Raw genomic sequence first — 19442 nt, 5'->3', positions numbered from 1 at the left:
ACCAGGGTGAATGGTTTTGGGGCTACTTCGTAGCCCAGCGGGAGCAAGCTCCCTCGCCACAGAGGGACTGTGTTCAACCTAGAGAAGGGTTTGCAGTTCAACCAATCGCCCCGCCAACGCCTTGGCCTGGCTCGCCACATCAGTCACCGCCGTGCTTTCCCACCACATCCCCCGCAGCGGCGGGCCCATGGCGAACAGGCGGCTGGCCGGTTCGCCTTGGGCATCCAGCACCGCACCATCAGCACGCGCGGCGATGCCCAAAGCCAACGGCCCCGGTTGGATCAATCCTCGAGCCAGCAACTGTTGCGGCAACGGTCGCGCAACACGACGCCAGTCATATTCAATGCCACTGGAGTTGATCAACGCGGCGCCCTGCACCACTTCCAATCCAGCCTCGCCTCGTCGACGAATATTGATCGCTACCGATCCTTCGCCAGACGCTGCCAGTCCCTTGAACGACGCCGCCTGAATCCGCAATCGCCCTTCCCCATGCAGGCGCGCCACCAGTTCCGCGCTCAACGGCGGCGAGCGATGGTGATGGCTCTCCCACCATGGCCGCACATGCCGCACGAATTGCCGGCGCTGCACATCGCTGGCCTGGTTCCACAAGCGCCCGATGTGCGCGCGGACGGTGTCCAGCGGCGCCTGCCAGTCGATCCCTTGAGCTTGGGCCTGCCGGCATTGCTCGCGCAGGGCGCGCATCAACTGGCGTGGCGAACGCAGGCTATGATCTTCGGCGAGGAAATCCACCCAGGCGGGTGGCTGGCGGCGCACATGGGGCAGCAGGCCATGGCGGGAAAACACTTCGATCGGCCCGCGATGCCCGGCCTGTTCCAGCGACACCACGGCGTCGACCATGGTCAGTCCCGAGCCGATGATCAGCACCGTGGACCGCGGATCGAGCTGGCGCATCGCAGCGACGTCCCAAGGATCGAGGGCTGCGGCGTTCAAGCCGCTGGATTCGGTCTGCGGGGTGCGCGCCGCCGGAAACATGCCGGTGGCCAGCACGGCTAGACGGCCACGCAAGCGTTGGCCGTCGTCCAGCGTCACCATCACGGCGTCGTCGGCAAGCCGCAGGTCCACGGCCTCGCCGCGCACGTGCTCGGCGGTCGAGCCGTTGCGTGCGCCCAGCTCGCGAGCCTCGGCCAGGCGTTGTTGCACATAGAGGCCAAACATCCCCCGGGGTGGAAACAACTCGCTGATGGGCACGTGCTGCTGATCCGAATCGGGCCAGCCGCCGGCCTCAATGAACGCGGTGAGCCATTGGGTCAAGTCATCGGCGTTGTCCGGATCGACACTCATGCGGGCCGCGTTGCCATTCAAGGTATGGCCCAGCTCTACGGCGCTGTAGGCCTCTCCCCGTCCCAACTCGCTACGCGGCTCGACGATCAGCACCTCGCGCCGGCCCGGCAGGCGCAGCAGCTGCGCGGCCAGCATGGCACCGCTCAGGCCCCCGCCGATGATGAGGATGTCGGCGAGAGGTGGCGCGAGCGCAGTCGAGTCATTTTTCATTGAACGCTTCCATAAAAACAGTAAACGCCTCATCGATTACTCGTCATCGGCCACGTGCACGGTGCGAGTTCCAATGAGATGAGCCACCTTACTGTCTTGCCTGATTTTTCGGAAGCTGGTTATAAAGCAGTTCACTTCATGCAGGGTCTGAGGGCCGAGACATTGGCGATAGCTGAGCGAAGCCAGTAACGACTCTGCCCAATTTTCTGCTAGCTGACAACTGCCCCAGGGGCTCTAACCAGCCTCAATCGCCGCGTCCAATCAGCTTGCAACAACCTTATAGGTCTGTATGTCGGAGCTAATTGGGTCATCTTGAGATATCCGGGAAACCAACGACACCTGCGAACCCACAGGTAGGGGGTTGATACTACTTCCTAAGCTCCAACTCACCTTGCCGGCCTCCACGTGCTCATTATTGATCCACGTTGTGAACCTAAACATCCCCCCTTCGAAAAACATGTCACATTCGAGCATTTCCCCTAAGCCGGTTTTTGGAGGGAGGCCAGCAGTAACAGTAAAACCTCTAACAATTTCGGGCGGCACCGTCCCATTTATCGCACCCTCAATGCTTGGTTTTGGAAGAAATTTGGACATCCGATAAGTTCTGATTTCTTCTTTAGCGTTCATTTTTAGATCCTCGGTGATAATAGAATTTACAAGCGACGGACTATCACTTCATCCACCGCCAATAAAAGACTACGGATCCTATTCACATGAAACTACTGTCAGAGTTGACAGGTGCCTAAATGAGTGGCGGACTCAAATCACCACATTGCGCACAAACCGCGTCGCCACCGAGCCATCGTTGCGATAGGCATGGGGCTGGTTGCTGGCGAACATGAAGAACTCTCCAACGCCTATGCGACGCTCTTCGCTGCCCAGCAGCAACGTCAGGCAGCCTTCGAATACATAAAGTTGTTCGCTCCATCCATCTGCGTCGCACTCGGAATGGTAATGCTCGCCTGGCTCCAGCCGCCATTCCCAGAGTTCTACCTCACGGCTGGCGGTGGCCTTGGCGAGCAACACAGCTTTGCTGCCCGGGATCACACCGGCCCAGACCAGTTCGTTGATGCGGCTCGAGTCGCGGGCTTCGGGGGCTTGGATCAAGTCGCTGAAGGCGACATCGAGGGCTTCGGCGACCCGGTCCAGGGTCGTCAGGCTGACGTTCTTTTCGCCGGCCTCGATGGCCACCAGCATCCGCCGACTGACCCCCGACAACTCGGCCAGCGCCGCCTGGCTGAGTTCGGCGGCATGCCGCAGACGACGGACGTTCTGGCTGACGTGTTGCAGGACGGAGGCCCGCTGGCCGGATTCTTTGTGCACTATATTGCTCACATGGCAGGGTTGCGCATTATACTGCCCAACTTCGGGCGCATTGTGCGTCCGCCTCAAGTGGCGCGCAAGGTCATGGCATCGGTGAATTCCCCCCAAGCTTCCTCCCGTTTCTCAAGGTTCAGCAAGGCCGAATGCGTGCTGGTGCTGATTACCATGATCTGGGGCGGGACTTTCCTGTTGGTGCAGCACGCCATGACGGTCAGCGGGCCGATGTTTTTCGTAGGCCTGCGTTTCGCTGCCGCAGCCGCGTTTGTCGCGCTGTTCTCCTGGCGGCATCTGCGTGAACTGACGCTGTTCGAACTCAAGGCCGGGTGCTTCATCGGCGTGGCGATCATGCTCGGCTACGGTTTGCAGACCGTCGGCCTGCAAACCATCCCCAGCAGCCAGTCGGCGTTCATCACTGCACTCTACGTGCCGTTCGTGCCCTTGTTGCAATGGCTGGTGCTGGGCCGGCGGCCAGGCTTGATGCCGAGCATCGGTATCATGCTGGCGTTCACTGGGCTGATGCTGGTGTCCGGTCCGGCCGGGGCCTCGCTGAACTTCAGCCCCGGTGAAATCGCCACGCTGATCAGCGCCATCGCGATTGCCGCCGAAATCATCCTGATCAGCGCCTACGCCGGCCAGGTCGATGTGCGCCGAGTGACCGTGGTGCAACTGGCGAGCACGGCGGTGCTGGCGTTCCTGATGGTGGTGCCGACCCAGGAAGCGATCCCGGATTTCTCCATGCTGCTGCTGGCCAGCGCCGTGGGCCTGGGGGCCGCCAGCGCCGCGATCCAGGTGGCGATGAACTGGGCGCAGAAAAGCGTCTCGCCGACCCGCGCCACGCTGATCTATGCCGGTGAGCCGGTATGGGCCGGCATCGCCGGGCGCCTGGCGGGCGAGCGGCTGCCGGCGATCGCATTGTTCGGCGCGGCGCTGATCGTAGCGGCGGTGATTGTCAGTGAGCTGAAGACCCGCAGCAAAGGTGTTGTCGAAGTGGATGAGGGGCTTGAGCGCGAGCAGTGAGGCCGGTTACCTGCGATGGTGATTGGACCTGTGGCGAGGGAGCTTGCTCCCGCTGGGTTGCGCAGCGGCCCCAAGGAAGCCGAATGCAATCAACCTGACACACCCGGGTGAATGGTTTCGGGGCTACTGCGTAGCCCAGCGGGAGCAAGCTCCCTCGCCACAGGGATAAAGCGCGACATTGCGCAGGACCTCGCCCCAGCGACTCCAATACGCGCGCTGATTCCTGAGCGGTGCCCCCTGCCCAAACAACGCAAAGTCAGAAAACTCCACCTACCCTGTAGGATTCTGCGACACCCTCGCGGTTGGTGATCGGGAATACGCCACGTATGATCCCTCACAACCTTCCGCCGAATAGAAGCCTATGTCACTGATAGTTCTATTGCTTTTGCCCTTCATCGGCAGCTGTGTCGCGGCGCTGCTGCCGCATAACGCCCGTAACGCCGAATCACTGCTGGCCGGCCTCGTCGCCCTGGCCGGCACGGTTCAGGTGGCCTTGCTGTACCCGCAGATCGCCGACGGTGGCGTGATCACCGAGCGCTACACATGGCTGCCCAGCCTGGGCCTGGATTTCGTGCTGCGCCTGGACGGTTTTGCTTGGCTGTTTTCGTTGCTGGTGCTGGGCATCGGCACGCTGGTGTCGCTGTACGCCCGCTACTACATGTCGCCGGACGATCCAGTGCCACGCTTCTTTGCCTTTTTCCTGGCGTTCATGGGCGCCATGCTCGGGTTGGTGATCTCCGGCAACCTGATCCAGATGGTGTTTTTCTGGGAACTGACCAGCTTGTTTTCGTTCCTGCTGATCGGCTACTGGCATCACCGCGCCGACGCTCGACGCGGTGCCTATATGGCCTTGATGGTGACCGGCGCCGGCGGGCTTTGCCTGTTGGCCGGGGTGATGCTGCTCGGCCATGTGGTGGGCAGCTATGACCTGGACAAGGTCCTGGCCGCCGGCGACCTGATCCGTGCCCATGCCCTCTACCCCATCCTGTTGCCGTTGATCCTGATCGGCGCATTGAGCAAAAGCGCCCAGTTCCCTTTTCATTTCTGGCTCCCCCACGCCATGGCCGCCCCCACGCCGGTGTCGGCTTACTTGCACTCGGCGACCATGGTCAAGGCCGGGGTGTTCCTGCTGGCGCGGTTATGGCCGTCGCTGTCGGGCAGTGAAGAATGGTTCTACATCGTCAGCGGCGCGGGAGCCTGTACGTTGCTGCTGGGCGCCTACTGCGCGATGTTCCAGAATGACCTCAAGGGTCTTTTGGCCTACTCCACCATCAGCCACCTCGGGCTGATCACCCTGCTGCTGGGCCTGAACAGTCCACTGGCGGCCGTGGCGGCGGTGTTCCATATCCTCAACCATGCCACGTTCAAGGCGTCGCTGTTCATGGCCGCCGGGATCATCGACCACGAAAGCGGCACCCGGGACATTCGCAAGCTCAGCGGCCTGGTGCGGCTGATTCCGTTCACCGCGACCCTGGCGATGGTGGCCAGCGCTGCGATGGCCGGGGTGCCGCTGCTCAATGGTTTCCTGTCCAAGGAAATGTTCTTCGCCGAGACCGTATTTATTTCCGCCACGGCCTGGGTCGAGCTGGCGCTGCCGATCATCGCCACCCTCGCCGGGACGTTCAGCGTCGCCTACTCCCTGCGCTTCACCGTGGACGTGTTCTTCGGTCCCACCGCCACCGACTTGCCCCTGACGCCCCATGAACCGCCACGCTGGATGCGCGCACCGGTTGAGCTGTTGGTGTTCACCTGCCTGCTGGTGGGGATTTTCCCCGCCCAGGTGGTGGGTTCGTTGCTGGCCGCCGCCGCGCTGCCCGTGGTGGGCGGTCCGCTGCCGGAGTACAGCCTGGCGATCTGGCATGGCCTGAACGCGCCGATGATCATGAGCCTTGTGGCAATGTCGGGGGGGATCGTCTTGTACCTGCTGCTGCGCAAACAATTCAAGCAAGGCCACATCAACCGGCCGCCGTTGATCGGTCGCCTCAGCGGCAAGCGGCTGTTCGAGCGTTGCCTGGTGTTGATGATGCGCCAGGGCCGGCGACTGGAGCGCAGGATCAGCACCCGGCGCCTGCAAGCCCAACTGTTTTTCCTGGTGCTGGCGGCAGTATTGGCCGGGCTTATCCCGATGTTGCACAGCACGCTGGCCTGGGGCGACCGGCCGAAGATTCCCGGCTCCATCGTCTTCGTGACCCTGTGGCTGCTGGCGATCGCCTGCGCCCTGGGCGCGGCCTGGCAGGCCAAGTATCACCGGCTCGCGGCCCTGACCATGGTCAGCGTCTGCGGCCTGATGACCTGCGTGACCTTCGTCTGGTTCTCCGCCCCTGACCTGGCCTTGACGCAACTGGTGGTGGAGGTGGTCACCACGGTGCTGATCCTGCTGGGCCTGCGCTGGCTGCCACGGCGGATCGAGGACGTCTCGCCGCTGCCCAACAGCGAGCGGCGGGCGCGTATCCGGCGCGTGCGGGACTTGCTGCTGTCCATCGCCGTCGGCGGCGGCATGGCGCTGTTGTCCTATGCGATGCTCACGCGGCAGACGCCCAACGACATTTCGTCGTTCTACTTGAGCCGTGCCTTGCCCGAAGGCGGCGGCAGCAACGTGGTCAACGTGATGCTGGTGGATTTCCGGGGCTTCGACACCCTGGGGGAAATCACCGTGCTGGTGGCGGTGGCCCTGGCGGTGTTCGCCCTGTTGCGACGCTTCCGTCCACCGAAGGAAAGCATGCAGCTACCGGCGCAACAGCGCCTGTTGGCGCCGGACGTGGTCACCGACCTGGTCAACCCGCGCCATGCCAGCGATACCGCCCTGGGTTTCATGATGGTGCCGTCGGTGCTGGTGCGCCTGCTGCTGCCGATCGCCCTGGTGGTGTCGTTCTACCTGTTCATGCGCGGCCACAATCAACCCGGTGGCGGCTTCGTGGCCGGGCTGGTGATGTCCGTCGCGTTCATCCTCCAATACATGGTCGCCGGCACTCAGTGGGTCGAGGCGCAAATGAGCCTGCGACCGCTGCGCTGGATGGGCACCGGGCTGTTGTTCGCCACCGCCACCGGCCTGGGGGCGATGGCCGTGGGGTATCCGTTCCTGACCACCCACACCTGGCATTTCGAACTGCCGCTGCTGGGGGATATCCACCTGGCCAGCGCGCTGTTCTTCGATATCGGCGTGTACGCGGTGGTGGTCGGTTCCACCCTGTTGATCCTCACCGCCCTGGCGCACCAGTCGGTCCGGGCCCATAAACCGGGCCTGCAACCCAAACCCGTCGCCGCCGTCAAAGGAGCCACCGCCTGATGGAAGAAGTCATCGCAATCGCAATCGGCGTACTGGCCGCCTCGGGTGTCTGGCTGGTGTTGCGGCCACGGACCTTCCAGGTGGTCATGGGCCTGTGCCTGCTGTCCTACGGCGTCAATCTGTTCATCTTCAGCATGGGCAGCCTGTTCATCGGCAAGGAGCCGATCATCAAGGACGGCGTGCCCCAGGATCTGCTGCACTACACCGACCCGCTGCCCCAGGCACTGGTGCTGACCGCCATCGTGATCAGCTTCGCCATGACCGCGCTGTTCCTGGTGGTGCTGTTGGCCTCCCGGGGGCTGACCGGTACCGACCACGTGGACGGTCGGGAGCCCAAGGAATGATGTTGACGCCTCATCTGATCGCCGCGCCCATCCTGCTGCCGCTGCTGACCGCCGCGTTGATGCTGATGCTGGGCGAGAAGCACCGCCCGCTCAAGGCCCGGATCAATCTGTTGTCCAGCCTGCTGGGCCTGGGCATCGCCGTGCTGTTGCTGCGCTGGACCCAGGACCAGGCCCTGCCCGCGTCCATTGGTGTGTACCTGCCGGGCAACTGGCAGGCGCCGTTCGGCATCGTCCTGGTGGTCGATCGCCTGTCGGCGCTGATGCTGGTCCTGACCGGCATCATCGGCGTCAGCGCCCTGCTCTTCGCCATGGCCCGCTGGGACCGCGCCGGCGCCAGTTTCCATGCGTTGTTCCAGATCCAGCTGATGGGCCTCTACGGCGCCTTCCTGACCGCGGATCTGTTCAACCTGTTCGTGTTCTTCGAAGTGCTGCTGGCGGCTTCCTATGGCTTGATGCTGCACGGTTCGGGCCGGGCGCGGGTGTCCTCGGGCCTGCATTACATTTCCATCAATCTGCTGGCCTCGTCGTTGTTCCTGATCGGCGCGGCGCTGATCTACGGCGTCACCGGCACGTTGAACATGGCCGACCTGGCCCTGAAGATCCCGCTGGTGCCGGAGGCCGACCGCGGCTTGTTGCACGCCGGCGCCGGCATCCTCGCGGTGGCGTTCCTGGCCAAGGCCGGCATGTGGCCGCTGAACTTCTGGCTGGTGCCGGCCTACAGCGCCGCCAGCGCACCGGTGGCGGCGCTGTTTGCAATCATGACCAAGGTCGGCGTCTACACGATCCTGCGCCTGTGGACACTGCTGTTCTCCGGCCAGGCCGGCGCCTCGGCGTATTTCGGCGCCGACTGGCTGGTCTATGGCGGCATGGCGACCATCGTCTGCGCCGCCATCGCGATTCTGGCGGCCCAACGCCTGGAGCGCATGGCGAGCCTGAGCATCCTGGTTTCGGCGGGGATCCTGTTGTCGGCCATCGGCTTCGCCCAACCGAACCTGGTGGGCGCGGCGCTGTTCTACCTGGTGAGCTCGACCCTGGCGCTCTGCGCGCTGTTCTTGCTGGCGGAGCTGATCGAACGTTCGCGCTCGGCCAATGAACTGTCCCTGGACGACGACTTCGACACCTTGCCGCGGCCGCTGGAATCCTTGCAGCCGCCCAAGGGCATCAACCTCGATGACGAGCAGAAAGCCGTGGTCGGCCAAGTGATTCCCTGGACCATGGCCTTCCTCGGCTTGAGCTTTATCTTTTGTGCGCTGTTGATCATCGGCATGCCGCCGCTCTCGGGGTTCATCGGCAAGCTGAGCCTGTTGAGCGCCTTGCTCAATCCCCAAGGATTCGGCGCCAGTGCCGGGGCGCCGGTGTCGAGCCAGGCGTGGGGCTTGTTGGCGCTGCTGATCCTGTCGGGGCTGGCCTCACTGATCGCCTTCTCGCGCCTGGGCATCCAACGCTTCTGGACACCTCAGGAACGCCCGTCACCGTTGCTGCGGCCGTTCGAATGCCTGCCGATCGTCGTACTGCTGGGCCTGGGCATCGCCCTGACCTTCAAGGCCGAGCCGTTGCTGCGCTATACCCAGTCGGCCGCCGACGCGCTGAACACTCCGGAACATTACGTGATGTCGGTACTCGCCACCCGCGCCGTGCCCAACCCCGAAGCCCGCGCCGCGTTGCGGGAGGTACAGCCATGAAGCGCCTGTTTCCCGCCCCGTGGTTGTCCCTGGCGTTATGGCTGCTGTGGTTGGTGCTGAACGTGTCCGTCAGCGCCGGCCATCTGCTGATGGGTGCTGCATTGGGGTTCCTGGCGCCGTTGCTGATGCGTCCGCTGCGCCCACGGCCCATCCGTATCCGCCGGCCGTGGGTGGTGTTGCGCCTGTTCCTGCTGGTGGGCCGCGACGTGCTGGTGTCCAACCTGGCGGTGGCCTGGGGGGTGCTGAACGCCGCCCGCCGCCCGCCTCGCTCGCGATTCATCAAGGTGCCGCTGGACCTGCGCGATGCCAACGGCCTGGCCGCGCTGTCGATGATCACCACGGTGGTTCCCGGGACCGTCTGGTCGGAACTGGCCCTGGATCGCAGCATCCTGTTGCTGCACGTGTTCGACCTGCCGGACGAGGCGTCATTCATCGCGCACTTCAAGGCCACCTACGAGCGCCCCTTGATGGAGATTTTCGAATGAGCCCGTTGCTGTCCAATGCGATCCTGTTGAGCCTGTTCCTGCTCTCCCTGGCGATGGTGTTGACCCTGTGGCGACTGTTCAAGGGCCCGTCGGCCCAGGATCGGGTACTGGCCCTGGACTACCTGTACATCGTGGCGATGCTGATGATGCTGGTGCTGGGCATCCGATATGCCAGTGACACCTATTTCGAGGCGGCGCTGCTGATCGCCCTGTTCGGCTTTGTCGGCTCGTTTGCCCTGGCCAAGTTCCTGTTGCGTGGCGAGGTGATCGAATGACCGGCGAACTGTCGATGTGGGTGGAAATCCCGGTGGCGATCCTGCTGGTACTCAGCAGCTTTTTCGCCCTGGCCGGGGCGATCGGCCTGGTGCGCTTGAAGGATTATTTCCAGCGCATGCACCCACCAGCCCTGGCCTCCACATTGGGCGCCTGGTGCGTGGCATTGGCCTCGATCATCTATTTTTCGGCGCTCAAGTCCGGGCCGGTGTTGCACGCCTGGCTGATCCCGATCCTGCTATCGATCACGGTACCGGTGACCACCCTGCTGCTGGCCCGGGCGGCACTGTTCCGCAAGCGCATGGCGGGGGATGATGTGCCGGCCGAAGTGAGCAGCCGCCGAACCGACTGACAGGTATCTCGAGCCGGTACAGCTTTTGTGGCGAGGGAGCTTGCTCCCGCTGGGGTGCGCAGCAGCCCTTGGACCTGTCACCTCGATGGGTCAGGCTGACTTGTGTTCAGCTTTTTAGGAGGGCTGCGCCCTCCAGCGGGAGCAAGCTCCCTCGCCACAACTGTGTTCGGCCGGGTGACGGCTTGAATCAGGCCCACGCCACCGTCAACAACCCGGCCCCGAGCACCACGCACAACGGCGAATAGATCCAGGTGTCGAGCCTGGCGAAGGTCGAGCCCTTGACCTCCTTGAAGAAACCCACCAACTCCGACTCGCCAATGGCTCGGGCGAACATCAGCAAGGCAATCGCGCTGATCAGCCACTGCAACGCCCGATGGGTGACCGGCTGGGCGAGCAGGCCGACCCGCAGGCATACCAGCAGCGCAATCATCAGCAGCGCCAGGGCCACCAGCAACGTCAGCCAGCCCGAGGGGTCGAACGCCGGTCGCAACGCGTCCCCCTGCTTCACCGGCACCTGGGGCACCACCGCCAGGGCCGCCCACCGCCCGCCCAGGGCCCAATACAAATGAATCAAGCTGATGGTCGCAAACACTGCGACCAGCGACCGAGCCAATAAAAGCGTCATTCGCCAGCCTCCTCAAAAAGGTTGAACAATCATCCTAGCTCGAATTTGGCATTTCGCTGGACGGGCGCAGGTTGCCAGTTTTCAGCGAATGACGACTTGCCCAGGATCAACTGTTCAATTGACTGACGTACTCGCTACAGACCGGCGGACACCTTGTCGGCGACGTCCTTGGGCAGCCAGGCCTGCCAGACCTGTGGATGCGCCTTGAGGAACGCTTCGGCGGCTTCACGGGGTGGCGTGCGTTTCTCGCTCATGTCGGCCAGGGCCTTGTTCAACGGCTCGATGGGCAAGTCGACCTTGCTGAAGAACTCGGCAATGTCCGGGTATTGCTTCTGGAACGGTGCGGAGACGCCAATCGACAGTTTCGAGGCCAGCGAGCGGGTCGGCTTCGGGTTGGGGTTGTCGGCGTCGGTCAGGGTTTTCCAGGCCTCGGCATCGAAAGGCGGCTCTTGCAACTGCACCAGCTTGAAGCGCCCGAGCAGCGGCGTGGGCGACCAGTAGTAAAACAGGATCGGCTTGCCCCGGCGGATCGTCGAGCTGATTTCCGCATCCAGCGCCGCCCCCGAGCCGCTGCGAAAATTCACGTAGCTGTCGGACAGGCCATAGGCCTTGAGTTTCTGCTTGTTGACCACCTCGGAGGTCCAACCGATGGGGCTGTTGAGAAAGCGGCCCTTGTCGGGGCTTTCCGGGTCCTTGAACACGTGCTTGTAGCGCGCCAGGTCCTCGACGCTGCGCAGGTCTGGCGCCAGGGGCTTGATGCCCTTGGCCGGGTCGCCCTTGATGACATACTCGGGCACCCACCAGCCTTCGGTCGCGCCTTTGACCGTATCGCCCAAGGCGACCACCTTGCCTTCGGCCTCGGCCTTGACCCACACCGGGCTGCGGCCGGCCCACTCCTCGCCGATCACCTGGATATCGTTATTGGCCAGGGCGGTTTCCAGGGTGATGGTGGTGCCGGGCAAGGTGTCGGTCTGCAATCCATAGCCCTTTTCGACGATGACCCGCAGGATATCGGTGATCAGGCTGCCGCTTTCCCAGTTCAAGTCGGCAAAGTGGATCGGCGCTGTGGCGGCCGACGCCGGAAGGGGTGAAACCAACACAGCGAAGGTGGCCCAGGCAGCCAGCCACTGTCGAACTCGTCTCATGCTTTGCACCTCGTGCCAGATAACAGCAATTCCTGAACGGCCCTGCGTAACGAAACGCAAGCCCCTGAATAGTTCAGTCAATTGACTGTAGCCGAGGTTCCAGCGAGATCTTGCGAAACTGTCAGCGGTTTGGGTGCACAGGCGCCGAAACGGTCACTCACTGGCCTTGAAAGTGACCAGTTCGCCCTTGCGCCACTTGGCGGCCTTGGCGGTTACCGCTTTCAAGGTCTTGGTCAAGCCTTCCTGCAGCTGTTCATTGGCCGCGAACACGGTCACTACGCTGTGGCCTTCCTTGAACAGGATGGCCTGGCCACCGGGAGTCGTGACGAAGGCGTAATCGCCAAGGCCATAGACCGTCAGCTTGATTTCGCGAAAGCGGATTTCAAACTTGCCGCCTTCGCGACTGGGCAATACCGCCGCGCGAAAATGATCACCGACCTTGAGCTCCAGCCTGGGTTTGTCATCGACTACCAGGGCCGATTCGGTGTCGATTTCGGCAACATAAATACCTTCGGCGGTCTGCTCGGTGATGTAGACGAAACGTGACTGGAATTGTTTGACCAGTTTTGCCCGCAGGTCACCAAGTACAAATAACGCATGCATGTCGAGATTACTTACTGCCAAGGAAACATCCCCATCTTTGAAAAAGACCCGCCCCGCGCAAAGGACGGACCACGAGAACCCGTACCGACTGTAATGTCGTAATGGACCTGTCACTGAAATTCGAAATGAACGGCGCGCCCTGTCCCGGGCCAAGAGCAGACTAAAGGTTGCCGCTCTCGCCGTCTTTCCCGGGGAGTCGCCAGAGGCTGAAGGAAAACGCCACTCTGAGCATCGGAAAAGATGGGACTACTAACTTTAGGGAAATTTCTCACTTAAAAAAGCATTTTTCTGACATCGAGCCCAAAAAAAATTGCTTTAGATAGGCGCAACCGTCCACACGGCTCTGCCGATTCTAGAGCAGCTCAAGGCGTGGAGACTACTCGAAGTCGCCGGCAATTCGTCGGTAAATCATGAAAAGGAATTCATAATGATCGCTTTCCCTCCCCTGACCCACCCCTTCGCCCCATGCATCGCTGGAGCAGCCAACAGCTTTGACGGTGTCGATCGCCTGTCAATTTCGTTGATTCAACCGCGTTACCGGGTAGTCCTGGCCGGCAAGTGTTTTTTTCATATAGAAGAAACATCGACTGGACGTGTAAGAGGATTCCGAACCGACCATAACGAGGCCTGTCACCTGGCCAGGCGTCTCGAACAGAGCGCCTGAATGCCTTCGTCCATGACTTAACTCAGCCGCCGACGGGCAACTGCTGCCATACTGCCCGTCCAGCGAAGATCGTCGTCCAATGGCGGATCGCGCACCCATAATGATTTTGAGGAGCAGGCGCGACGTGACGGAATTTGATATTGGCGAATTTTTTATCCGGGGCGAGGCCAGGGAAGTCGAAGGCGAGTTCCAAGCGGTCATTGTAATGCGTGCCAAACCACCGTTGACCACTGTCACTTGCCACCAGGTGGAAAAGGATCGCTGGTTCAAGACTTCGCAAGTCGCCGCCGAGGCCGCCAGGGAAGCAGCCAGGGCGCTGAAGGCCGCCGTGGACGAAGGCGCCTTGAAAGCCTGATTCCAATCGAACTCCTGATAAGCGCTTGCCTCAGATAAAGGAAGCACCGACGCGCCATGACGGCGCCGACCAGAGGAGACTTCCATGGAACAGCCTTCCCACGACCTCAAGACCCTGTTCGACCAACTCGGCCTGCCCTCCGATGGCCAGGCCATTGACGATTTTATCGTGGCCCACCCACTGCCCGCGGAAATCAAGCTGGTGGAGGCTGATTTCTGGTCGGACCAGCAGAAAGAGCTGCTCCAGGAATGGCTGCTCGCCGACGGCGAAGAAGCGGTGCTGGTGGACCAACTGAATGTGCGCCTGCACGACGGCAAGTAGCGGCAAGACCCATTAATAGCATTCACCACCGCTCTTGTGGCGAGGGAGCTTGCTCCCGCTGGGGTGCGCAGCAGCCCTTGGACCTGCCGCCTCGGTGGGGCAGATTGATGGGGGTCAGCCTTTGGGACTGCTGCGCAGCCCAGCGGGAGCAAGCTCCCTCGCCACAAAAGCTTCCTTGCCACATCGATAGCATTGAAACCTAGCGCGGCTTCTCGGGTTTGTAGCCCAAGCGCAAGCCGCCCCAATGACGCCCCTTGAGCATGATTGGCACGGACAGGTCATGCATCAACTCCCCCGTGTCCCGGGTGTAGGTCTGCAACAGCACCGGTTGCTGGTGGCTGCCGCAGCGGATCCCGGTGCGATCGGAAAACTTGCGCTTGGTGCGGTTATTCAGCGTGTCCACCTGGGGATCGCCGGTCAGCGGCTGGCTGAAGACCTTATTGTGGGTCGGCACATAACCCTGCTGGGTGCAGGCAATCGCAAACACCAGGCCCTCGTGACGGGCCAGCAGCGGTTCCTGGATCGCTGGCAGGACCTGGTCGGTGTAGCGGTCGAAGCGGGTCTGGTATTTGGCCGGCTGGGTATTGGGGATCGGTTGATAGTTACGGTCGAACAAATCCTCGAGGCTGACACGGCCCTGGTCGATATCGGCCTCGAACTGCGCGGCGATCTGGCTTGCCCCTTCCCGCGCGAGGTCGTAGACCCGCTGGTGATAATCGTCGAGGCCCACCTCGGCCAGGCGTTCGCTGATGGTTTCGGCCTGGCCTTCCATCTGCACCGCCGCCTCGGCCAGGCGCTGGGTCTGCTGGTCGCTGATGGACAGGTCGCTGCGCATCTGCTCGATGGCGTGGAACAGGCTGTCGAGTTGTTCGCGATTGGTGTCAGTGCCCTGGGCAATGGCACCGACCTGGGTTTCAACCCCTTCTGCAAGGCGGGCGATGTTCTCCAGGTGCTGGCCGGTGTGCTCGACCTGCTGCACACCACTGTCCAGGTCGGCGGCCAGTTGGCGGATCTGCTCCACCACCTGGGCGGTGCGCTGCTGGATGTCGGCCACCATCACCCCGACTTCGCCGGTTGCCGCGGCGGTACGCCCGGCCAGGCCGCGAACTTCATCGGCCACCACCGCGAACCCACGGCCATGCTCACCGGCCCGGGCCGCCTCGATGGCCGCGTTCAGCGCCAGCAGGTTGGTCTGGCTGGCGATCGATTGGATCACCAGGCTGACCCGCTGGATTTCATCGCTGCGTACGCTCAGGGCTTCGATCAATTCCCGGCTGTCATTCGCCCGCTGGCTGAGCTGGTGCATGCGGCTGATGGACTCCACCAGTTCGCTGCGCCCGGCCACGCTGCTGCGATGGGCCTCGCTGGCGGCGCCCAGGGCTTGCTGGCTGAGTTGTGAAGTGGCCTGTTCAGTGGCGATCATCGATTCGGCATTGCTGACGATCTGCGCCGCCGCATCGAGTTGGGACTGGACCTTGCCGGCCAGTTGCTTGACCGAATAGGCAACACCGGCGGCCGACAGGGCGTTATGGCTGGTGGTGTAGGACAAGTCGCGGGTCAACTCGGCCAGGGTGTCAGTGCTGGGTGCGGCTGCCGCGGCCACGCGTGAACGCAGGCGCGGCAACCAGACGATCAGCATCACCAGCGGCAGGCCCAGGTACAGCGACCAGCCGCCCAAGGCCATGCCGCACAGCAGCAAGGCCAGGGCCAGGCTCTGCAAGGTCGGCGTCAGCCAGCGCGCCGCGCCTTTCGTTTCGGCTACCGAGGCCGGCACCGCACCCGCCAGCGTTCCGTCTGTCGCCATGTTCGTCACCCACATTCTCGTTGTTATGACCGCATTAAACGCCACTACCGAGCCATTATCCATGGTCCATTAGTCGTGTTCTTGCAGCAGGTCAACGGGAGTAGACGAACAGGTACCGGCGAAAGCAAAAGATCGCGGCCTTCGTCAAAAGGTCGCGATCTTTTTGAACAACGCGAATCAGGCCTGACGCTGGTGCTTGTCGATCTGTTCGTGACGTTCCTGGGCTTCGATGCAGTACTTGGTGGTCGGGCTGATCAGCAGGCGCTTGAGGCCGATCGGCTCGCCGCTGTCGTCGCACCAGCCGAAGCTGTCGTCGTTGATACGGTCCAGGGCCTGCTCCAGTTGAGGCAGCATGCGCTGGTCGCGATCGATGGCGTTGACCAGCCAGGTACGCTCTTCTTCTACGGAAGCAGCGTCCGCCGGGTCGGCCGGGGTGTCCAGGCTCTCAATGGCGATTCGGTTCTGTTCGATGCGCTCGTGGGTTTCGACTTTCATGTTCTGCAACAGCTTGGTGAAGAAAGCCAGCTGCTCGGCATTCATGTAGTCATCCGCCGGCATGGCCAGCAACTTTTCCTTTGTCATTGATTTCTCTATAAAAAAACGTGCATTAAGGCGAATTATGGAGCGTCCCGCAGCGCAGCTGCCACGCTCATCGGGAAAGGCGCCGTCTATTGCAAGCGCCACCCGGCACTCAATTTACGAGGGGCGGCAGTCTAAGGCCGAGTCGAGGCCTCAGCAACTGAAAACATAGGGAAAATGTCCGACAACCCCCTCAAATGTTCTCTGACAGGCTTTTAGCAGTCATCGGAGTGCGTTTATAACAAGAAATTCGGTGCAATTGCTGTATTAAGAAGACAAATGGCAACGCCACGCGGGTCAGGCGTGGCGCTTTGTCGCAACTTTTGCGGATCAGCGCTTGAGTTTGCGCTTGTTGCGGTACTGGTCGATGACCACCGCCACCACGATGATCAAGCCCTTGATGATGTCCTGGATGTAGGCATCGACCCCGACGAAGGTAAAACCGCTGGCCATCACCCCGAGGATCAGCGCCCCGATCACCGTCCCGGTGATGCGCCCCACCCCACCCGCCAGGCTGGTGCCGCCGATCACCGCCGCCGCAATCGCGTCCAGCTCATAGGACATGCCCATGCCCGCCTGCCCGGTCGCCGCCCGCGCCGAGGCCACCACGCCGGCCAACCCCGCCAGCAACCCGGCAATGCTGTAGACGATCACCAAGTGGCGCTTGACGTTGATGCCCGATGTGCGCGCCGCCTGCATGTTGCCGCCAATGGCGTAGGTGTACTTGCCGTACTTGGTGTAGCGCAGGGCAATGTGGAAGATCACCGCCACCACCAGGAAGATGATCACCGGCATCGCGCCATGGCCAATGGCGGTATAGGAATCGGACAGCATGCTCACCGGCTGGCCTTCGGTGTAGTAGCGTGCCAGGCCACGGGCAGAGACCATCATGCCGAGGGTGGCGATGAACGGCGGGATGCCGGTAATGGCGATGATGCTGCCATTGATCGCCCCGGCCAGCAGCCCGACCCCAAGCCCCGCCACCACGGGTATCCACACCGGCAAGTCCGTCAGCGAGGGAAACACCGCCCGGGCGAAGTCCGAGGTCTGGGCCAGGCTGGCGGCGATCATCGCCGACAGCGCCAGCACCGAGCCGGACGACAGGTCGATGCCGGTGGTAATGATCACCTGGGTCACGCCGATGGCCAGCAGGCCGATGATCGACACTTGCAGGATCATCAGCACCAGGCGCTGGGAGTTCATCAGGAAGCTCTGGTCACGCATGATCCAGCCGAACATTTCGAACACCAGGCCGATGCCGATCAGCACCAGGAAGATGCTCAGTTCCGTCGGCAACCGCCGCCGGGTCCTGTTCGGTGCTGCCGCGGGTTTGTTTTCCAGTATCGCGTTCATAGCCAATCACCTTTTTTGATCCGTGGCCAGGGAACTTGCTCCGCTGGGCCGTATTGCGAGCCGACACAGGGCCGCTTCGCGCCCCAGCGGGAGCAAGCTCCCTCGCCACATTTTTGCTCGACTTTATTTACCTGAGCCAAAAGGCATCAGGACAGGCCCGAGGCCAGTTGCATCACGCGTTCCTGGGTCGCTTCGCTGCGGTCGAGCGTGCCCATCAGGTCGCCTTCGTGCATCACCATGACCCGGTCGCTCATGCCCAATACTTCCGGCAGTTCCGAGGAAATCATGATCACCGCCATGCCTTCGCTGGCGAGATAGGCGATGAGCCGGTAGATCTCGGCCTTGGCGCCGACATCGATGCCGCGGGTCGGCTCGTCGAGGATCAGGATGCGTGGATTGGTCATCAACCAGCGCGCCAGCAAGGCTTTCTGCTGGTTGCCGCCGGACAAGGTGTCGATGCACTGTTCCAGCGACGGGGTCTTGACCCGCAGCTTCTTGCACATGTCCTCGCACAAGGCGCGCAGGGCTTTCTGTTGGATGAAGCCGTTGCCGACGTAATGGGGCAGCACGGCCATCTCCATGTTTTCCAGCACCGACAGGCACGGGAACAGGCCACTGAGCTTGCGGTCCTCGGTCAACAGCGCGAAGCCTTTTTCGATGGCCATGTGCGGGTCGGTGATGCGCACCGGTTGGCCGTCCAGGAGGATTTCGCCGCCGGTGCTCGGGGTCACGCCGAAAATCGCTTCGGCCACGTTGGTCCGGCCCGAGCCCATCAACCCGGCGATCCCCAGGATCTCCCCGGCATGCAGGTCGAAGGACACGCCTTTGAAGATGCCGTCCAGGCTCAGGTCGCGCACCGACAGCACCAACTCACCGATGGGTTGCTCGCGCACCGGGAACAACTGGCTCAGCTCACGCCCGACCATCATCGAGATCAGGCTGTCGCCGTCCATGCTGTCGGCCCGTTGCAGGCCGATATAGGCGCCGTCGCGAAACACCGCCACTTCATCGGCGATGGCAAACACTTCGTTCATCTTATGGGTGATGTAGATGATGCCTTTGCCCTGGGACTTGAGGTCGGCAATGATCGAGAACAGGTGGGCGACTTCGGTTTCGGTGATGGCCGAAGTCGGCTCGTCCATGATCAGGATGTCGGAGTCATACGAGACAGCCTTGGCAATCTCCACCATCTGCCGCTCGGCAATGCTCAGGTTGCCCACCTGCTCCTCGGGGTCGAGCTTGATGCGCAGGCGCTCCAGCAGCCGGGCGGTGCAGCGGTGCATTTCGCCATGGTCGACCATGTGCAGGCCGTTGAGCTGCTCGCGGCCGATCCAGATGTTTTCGGCGATGCTCATGTGGGGCATCAGGTTCAGTTCCTGATGGATCATCGCGATGCCGGCCTGCAACGCCGCCAGCGGCGTGTCGAAGGTCACCGGTTTGCCGCGCAGGCGCAGTTCGCCGGCGTCCGGCTGGTAGATGCCGGCGATGATCTTCATCAAGGTGGATTTGCCCGCACCGTTTTCCCCCATCAGGGCCAGCACGGAGCCGGGGCGCACCCGCAGTTGAACATCGGACAAGGCCACCACACCGGGAAAGCCCTTGCTGACATTGACGACTTCCAGCAGGTACGGCTCATCAAGTAATACGTCCGGCTGGAAAGTCATGGCCGGGGCGCTCGAAGCAGTCGCTGAAGCGAACATGATCAGGTACTCCCTCGGC

At 62.4% G+C, this 19442-nt stretch carries 19 protein-coding genes; 9 read left to right on the top strand and 10 right to left on the bottom strand.

Annotated elements, in window-relative coordinates:
- Positions 1-78 precede the first annotated feature (78 nt).
- The 3 genes from HU767_RS07480 to HU767_RS07470 form a co-directional block, all read right to left on the bottom strand.
- The gene (locus HU767_RS07480; protein WP_186729070.1) at positions 79-1512 is read right to left on the bottom strand and encodes an FAD/NAD(P)-binding protein; all 1434 of its coding nucleotides are present in this window, start codon (positions 1510-1512) and stop codon (positions 79-81) included.
- Between the two features lie 261 nt (positions 1513-1773).
- Positions 1774-2139: a hypothetical protein gene (locus HU767_RS07475; RefSeq protein WP_186729068.1), complete on the bottom strand. Its 366-nt coding sequence runs from the start codon at positions 2137-2139 to the stop codon at positions 1774-1776.
- A 132-nt stretch (positions 2140-2271) separates the two neighbouring features.
- Complete coding sequence (locus HU767_RS07470) at positions 2272-2835, bottom strand: helix-turn-helix domain-containing protein (RefSeq protein WP_186729067.1); 564 nt, start codon at positions 2833-2835, stop codon at positions 2272-2274.
- 12 nt (positions 2836-2847) lie between these two features.
- Between HU767_RS07470 and HU767_RS07465 the strand changes: the two genes are divergently transcribed.
- The 7 genes from HU767_RS07465 to HU767_RS07435 all read left to right on the top strand — a co-directional run bounded on the left by HU767_RS07465 (position 2848) and on the right by HU767_RS07435 (position 10274).
- On the top strand, positions 2848-3852 hold the full coding sequence (locus HU767_RS07465; protein ID WP_186729137.1) for a DMT family transporter: 1005 nt from the start codon (positions 2848-2850) through the stop codon (positions 3850-3852).
- 361 nt (positions 3853-4213) lie between these two features.
- Positions 4214-7138: a monovalent cation/H+ antiporter subunit A gene (locus HU767_RS07460; protein ID WP_186729065.1), complete on the top strand. Its 2925-nt coding sequence runs from the start codon at positions 4214-4216 to the stop codon at positions 7136-7138.
- Positions 7138-7482, top strand: a complete 345-nt coding sequence (locus tag HU767_RS07455) for a Na+/H+ antiporter subunit C (RefSeq protein WP_003202835.1) — start codon at positions 7138-7140, stop codon at positions 7480-7482. Before HU767_RS07460 ends, HU767_RS07455 begins: the two co-directional genes overlap by 1 nt.
- Positions 7479-9164 (top strand): monovalent cation/H+ antiporter subunit D, encoded by a 1686-nt coding sequence (locus HU767_RS07450; protein WP_186729063.1) that lies wholly within the window; start codon positions 7479-7481, stop codon positions 9162-9164. The genes HU767_RS07455 and HU767_RS07450 overlap by 4 nt, the downstream gene beginning before the upstream one ends.
- Positions 9161-9649: a Na+/H+ antiporter subunit E gene (locus HU767_RS07445; RefSeq protein ID WP_186707345.1), complete on the top strand. Its 489-nt coding sequence runs from the start codon at positions 9161-9163 to the stop codon at positions 9647-9649. The genes HU767_RS07450 and HU767_RS07445 overlap by 4 nt, the downstream gene beginning before the upstream one ends.
- The gene (locus tag HU767_RS07440) at positions 9646-9924 is read left to right on the top strand and encodes a K+/H+ antiporter subunit F (RefSeq protein WP_018612749.1); all 279 of its coding nucleotides are present in this window, start codon (positions 9646-9648) and stop codon (positions 9922-9924) included. Before HU767_RS07445 ends, HU767_RS07440 begins: the two co-directional genes overlap by 4 nt.
- Positions 9921-10274 carry a Na+/H+ antiporter subunit G gene (locus tag HU767_RS07435; RefSeq protein WP_186707344.1) on the top strand — a complete coding sequence of 118 codons (354 nt, stop codon included), beginning with the start codon at positions 9921-9923 and terminating at the stop codon, positions 10272-10274. The genes HU767_RS07440 and HU767_RS07435 overlap by 4 nt, the downstream gene beginning before the upstream one ends.
- Before the next feature lie 187 nt (positions 10275-10461).
- On the opposite strand, the gene HU767_RS07430 is transcribed toward HU767_RS07435, so the two are convergent.
- The 3 genes from HU767_RS07430 to HU767_RS07420 form a co-directional block, all read right to left on the bottom strand.
- Positions 10462-10899, bottom strand: coding sequence for a DUF3995 domain-containing protein (locus HU767_RS07430; RefSeq protein WP_186707343.1), 438 nt, complete (start codon positions 10897-10899; stop codon positions 10462-10464).
- Between the two features lie 134 nt (positions 10900-11033).
- Positions 11034-12044: an ABC transporter substrate-binding protein gene (locus HU767_RS07425; protein WP_186729061.1), complete on the bottom strand. Its 1011-nt coding sequence runs from the start codon at positions 12042-12044 to the stop codon at positions 11034-11036.
- A 153-nt stretch (positions 12045-12197) separates the two neighbouring features.
- Positions 12198-12647: a hypothetical protein gene (locus tag HU767_RS07420; protein ID WP_053122788.1), complete on the bottom strand. Its 450-nt coding sequence runs from the start codon at positions 12645-12647 to the stop codon at positions 12198-12200.
- A 788-nt stretch (positions 12648-13435) separates the two neighbouring features.
- Here HU767_RS07420 and HU767_RS07415 point away from each other — a divergent pair.
- A complete protein-coding gene (locus HU767_RS07415; RefSeq protein WP_186707341.1) occupies positions 13436-13666 on the top strand; it encodes a hypothetical protein in 231 nt (76 codons plus the stop codon).
- An 84-nt stretch (positions 13667-13750) separates the two neighbouring features.
- A complete protein-coding gene (locus HU767_RS07410; protein WP_186729059.1) occupies positions 13751-13987 on the top strand; it encodes a DUF2789 family protein in 237 nt (78 codons plus the stop codon).
- Between the two features lie 199 nt (positions 13988-14186).
- Here HU767_RS07410 and HU767_RS07405 read toward each other — a convergent pair whose 3' ends face one another.
- From HU767_RS07405 to HU767_RS07390, 4 genes are all read right to left on the bottom strand, one after another.
- Positions 14187-15791: a methyl-accepting chemotaxis protein gene (locus HU767_RS07405; RefSeq protein WP_186729057.1), complete on the bottom strand. Its 1605-nt coding sequence runs from the start codon at positions 15789-15791 to the stop codon at positions 14187-14189.
- Between the two features lie 177 nt (positions 15792-15968).
- Entirely contained in the window at positions 15969-16373 is a 405-nt protein-coding gene (locus HU767_RS07400) for a TraR/DksA C4-type zinc finger protein (RefSeq protein WP_003202859.1), read from the bottom strand.
- A 327-nt stretch (positions 16374-16700) separates the two neighbouring features.
- Positions 16701-17723: an ABC transporter permease gene (locus tag HU767_RS07395; protein WP_186710404.1), complete on the bottom strand. Its 1023-nt coding sequence runs from the start codon at positions 17721-17723 to the stop codon at positions 16701-16703.
- Between the two features lie 146 nt (positions 17724-17869).
- On the bottom strand, positions 17870-19423 hold the full coding sequence (locus HU767_RS07390; protein WP_186729056.1) for a sugar ABC transporter ATP-binding protein: 1554 nt from the start codon (positions 19421-19423) through the stop codon (positions 17870-17872).
- Positions 19424-19442 lie beyond the last annotated feature (19 nt).

This window comes from Pseudomonas sp. SWRI179 (genome assembly GCF_014268705.1).
Taxonomy (GTDB): domain Bacteria; phylum Pseudomonadota; class Gammaproteobacteria; order Pseudomonadales; family Pseudomonadaceae; genus Aquipseudomonas; species Aquipseudomonas zanjanensis.
This window is presented reverse-complemented; position numbering and strand designations above follow the sequence as displayed.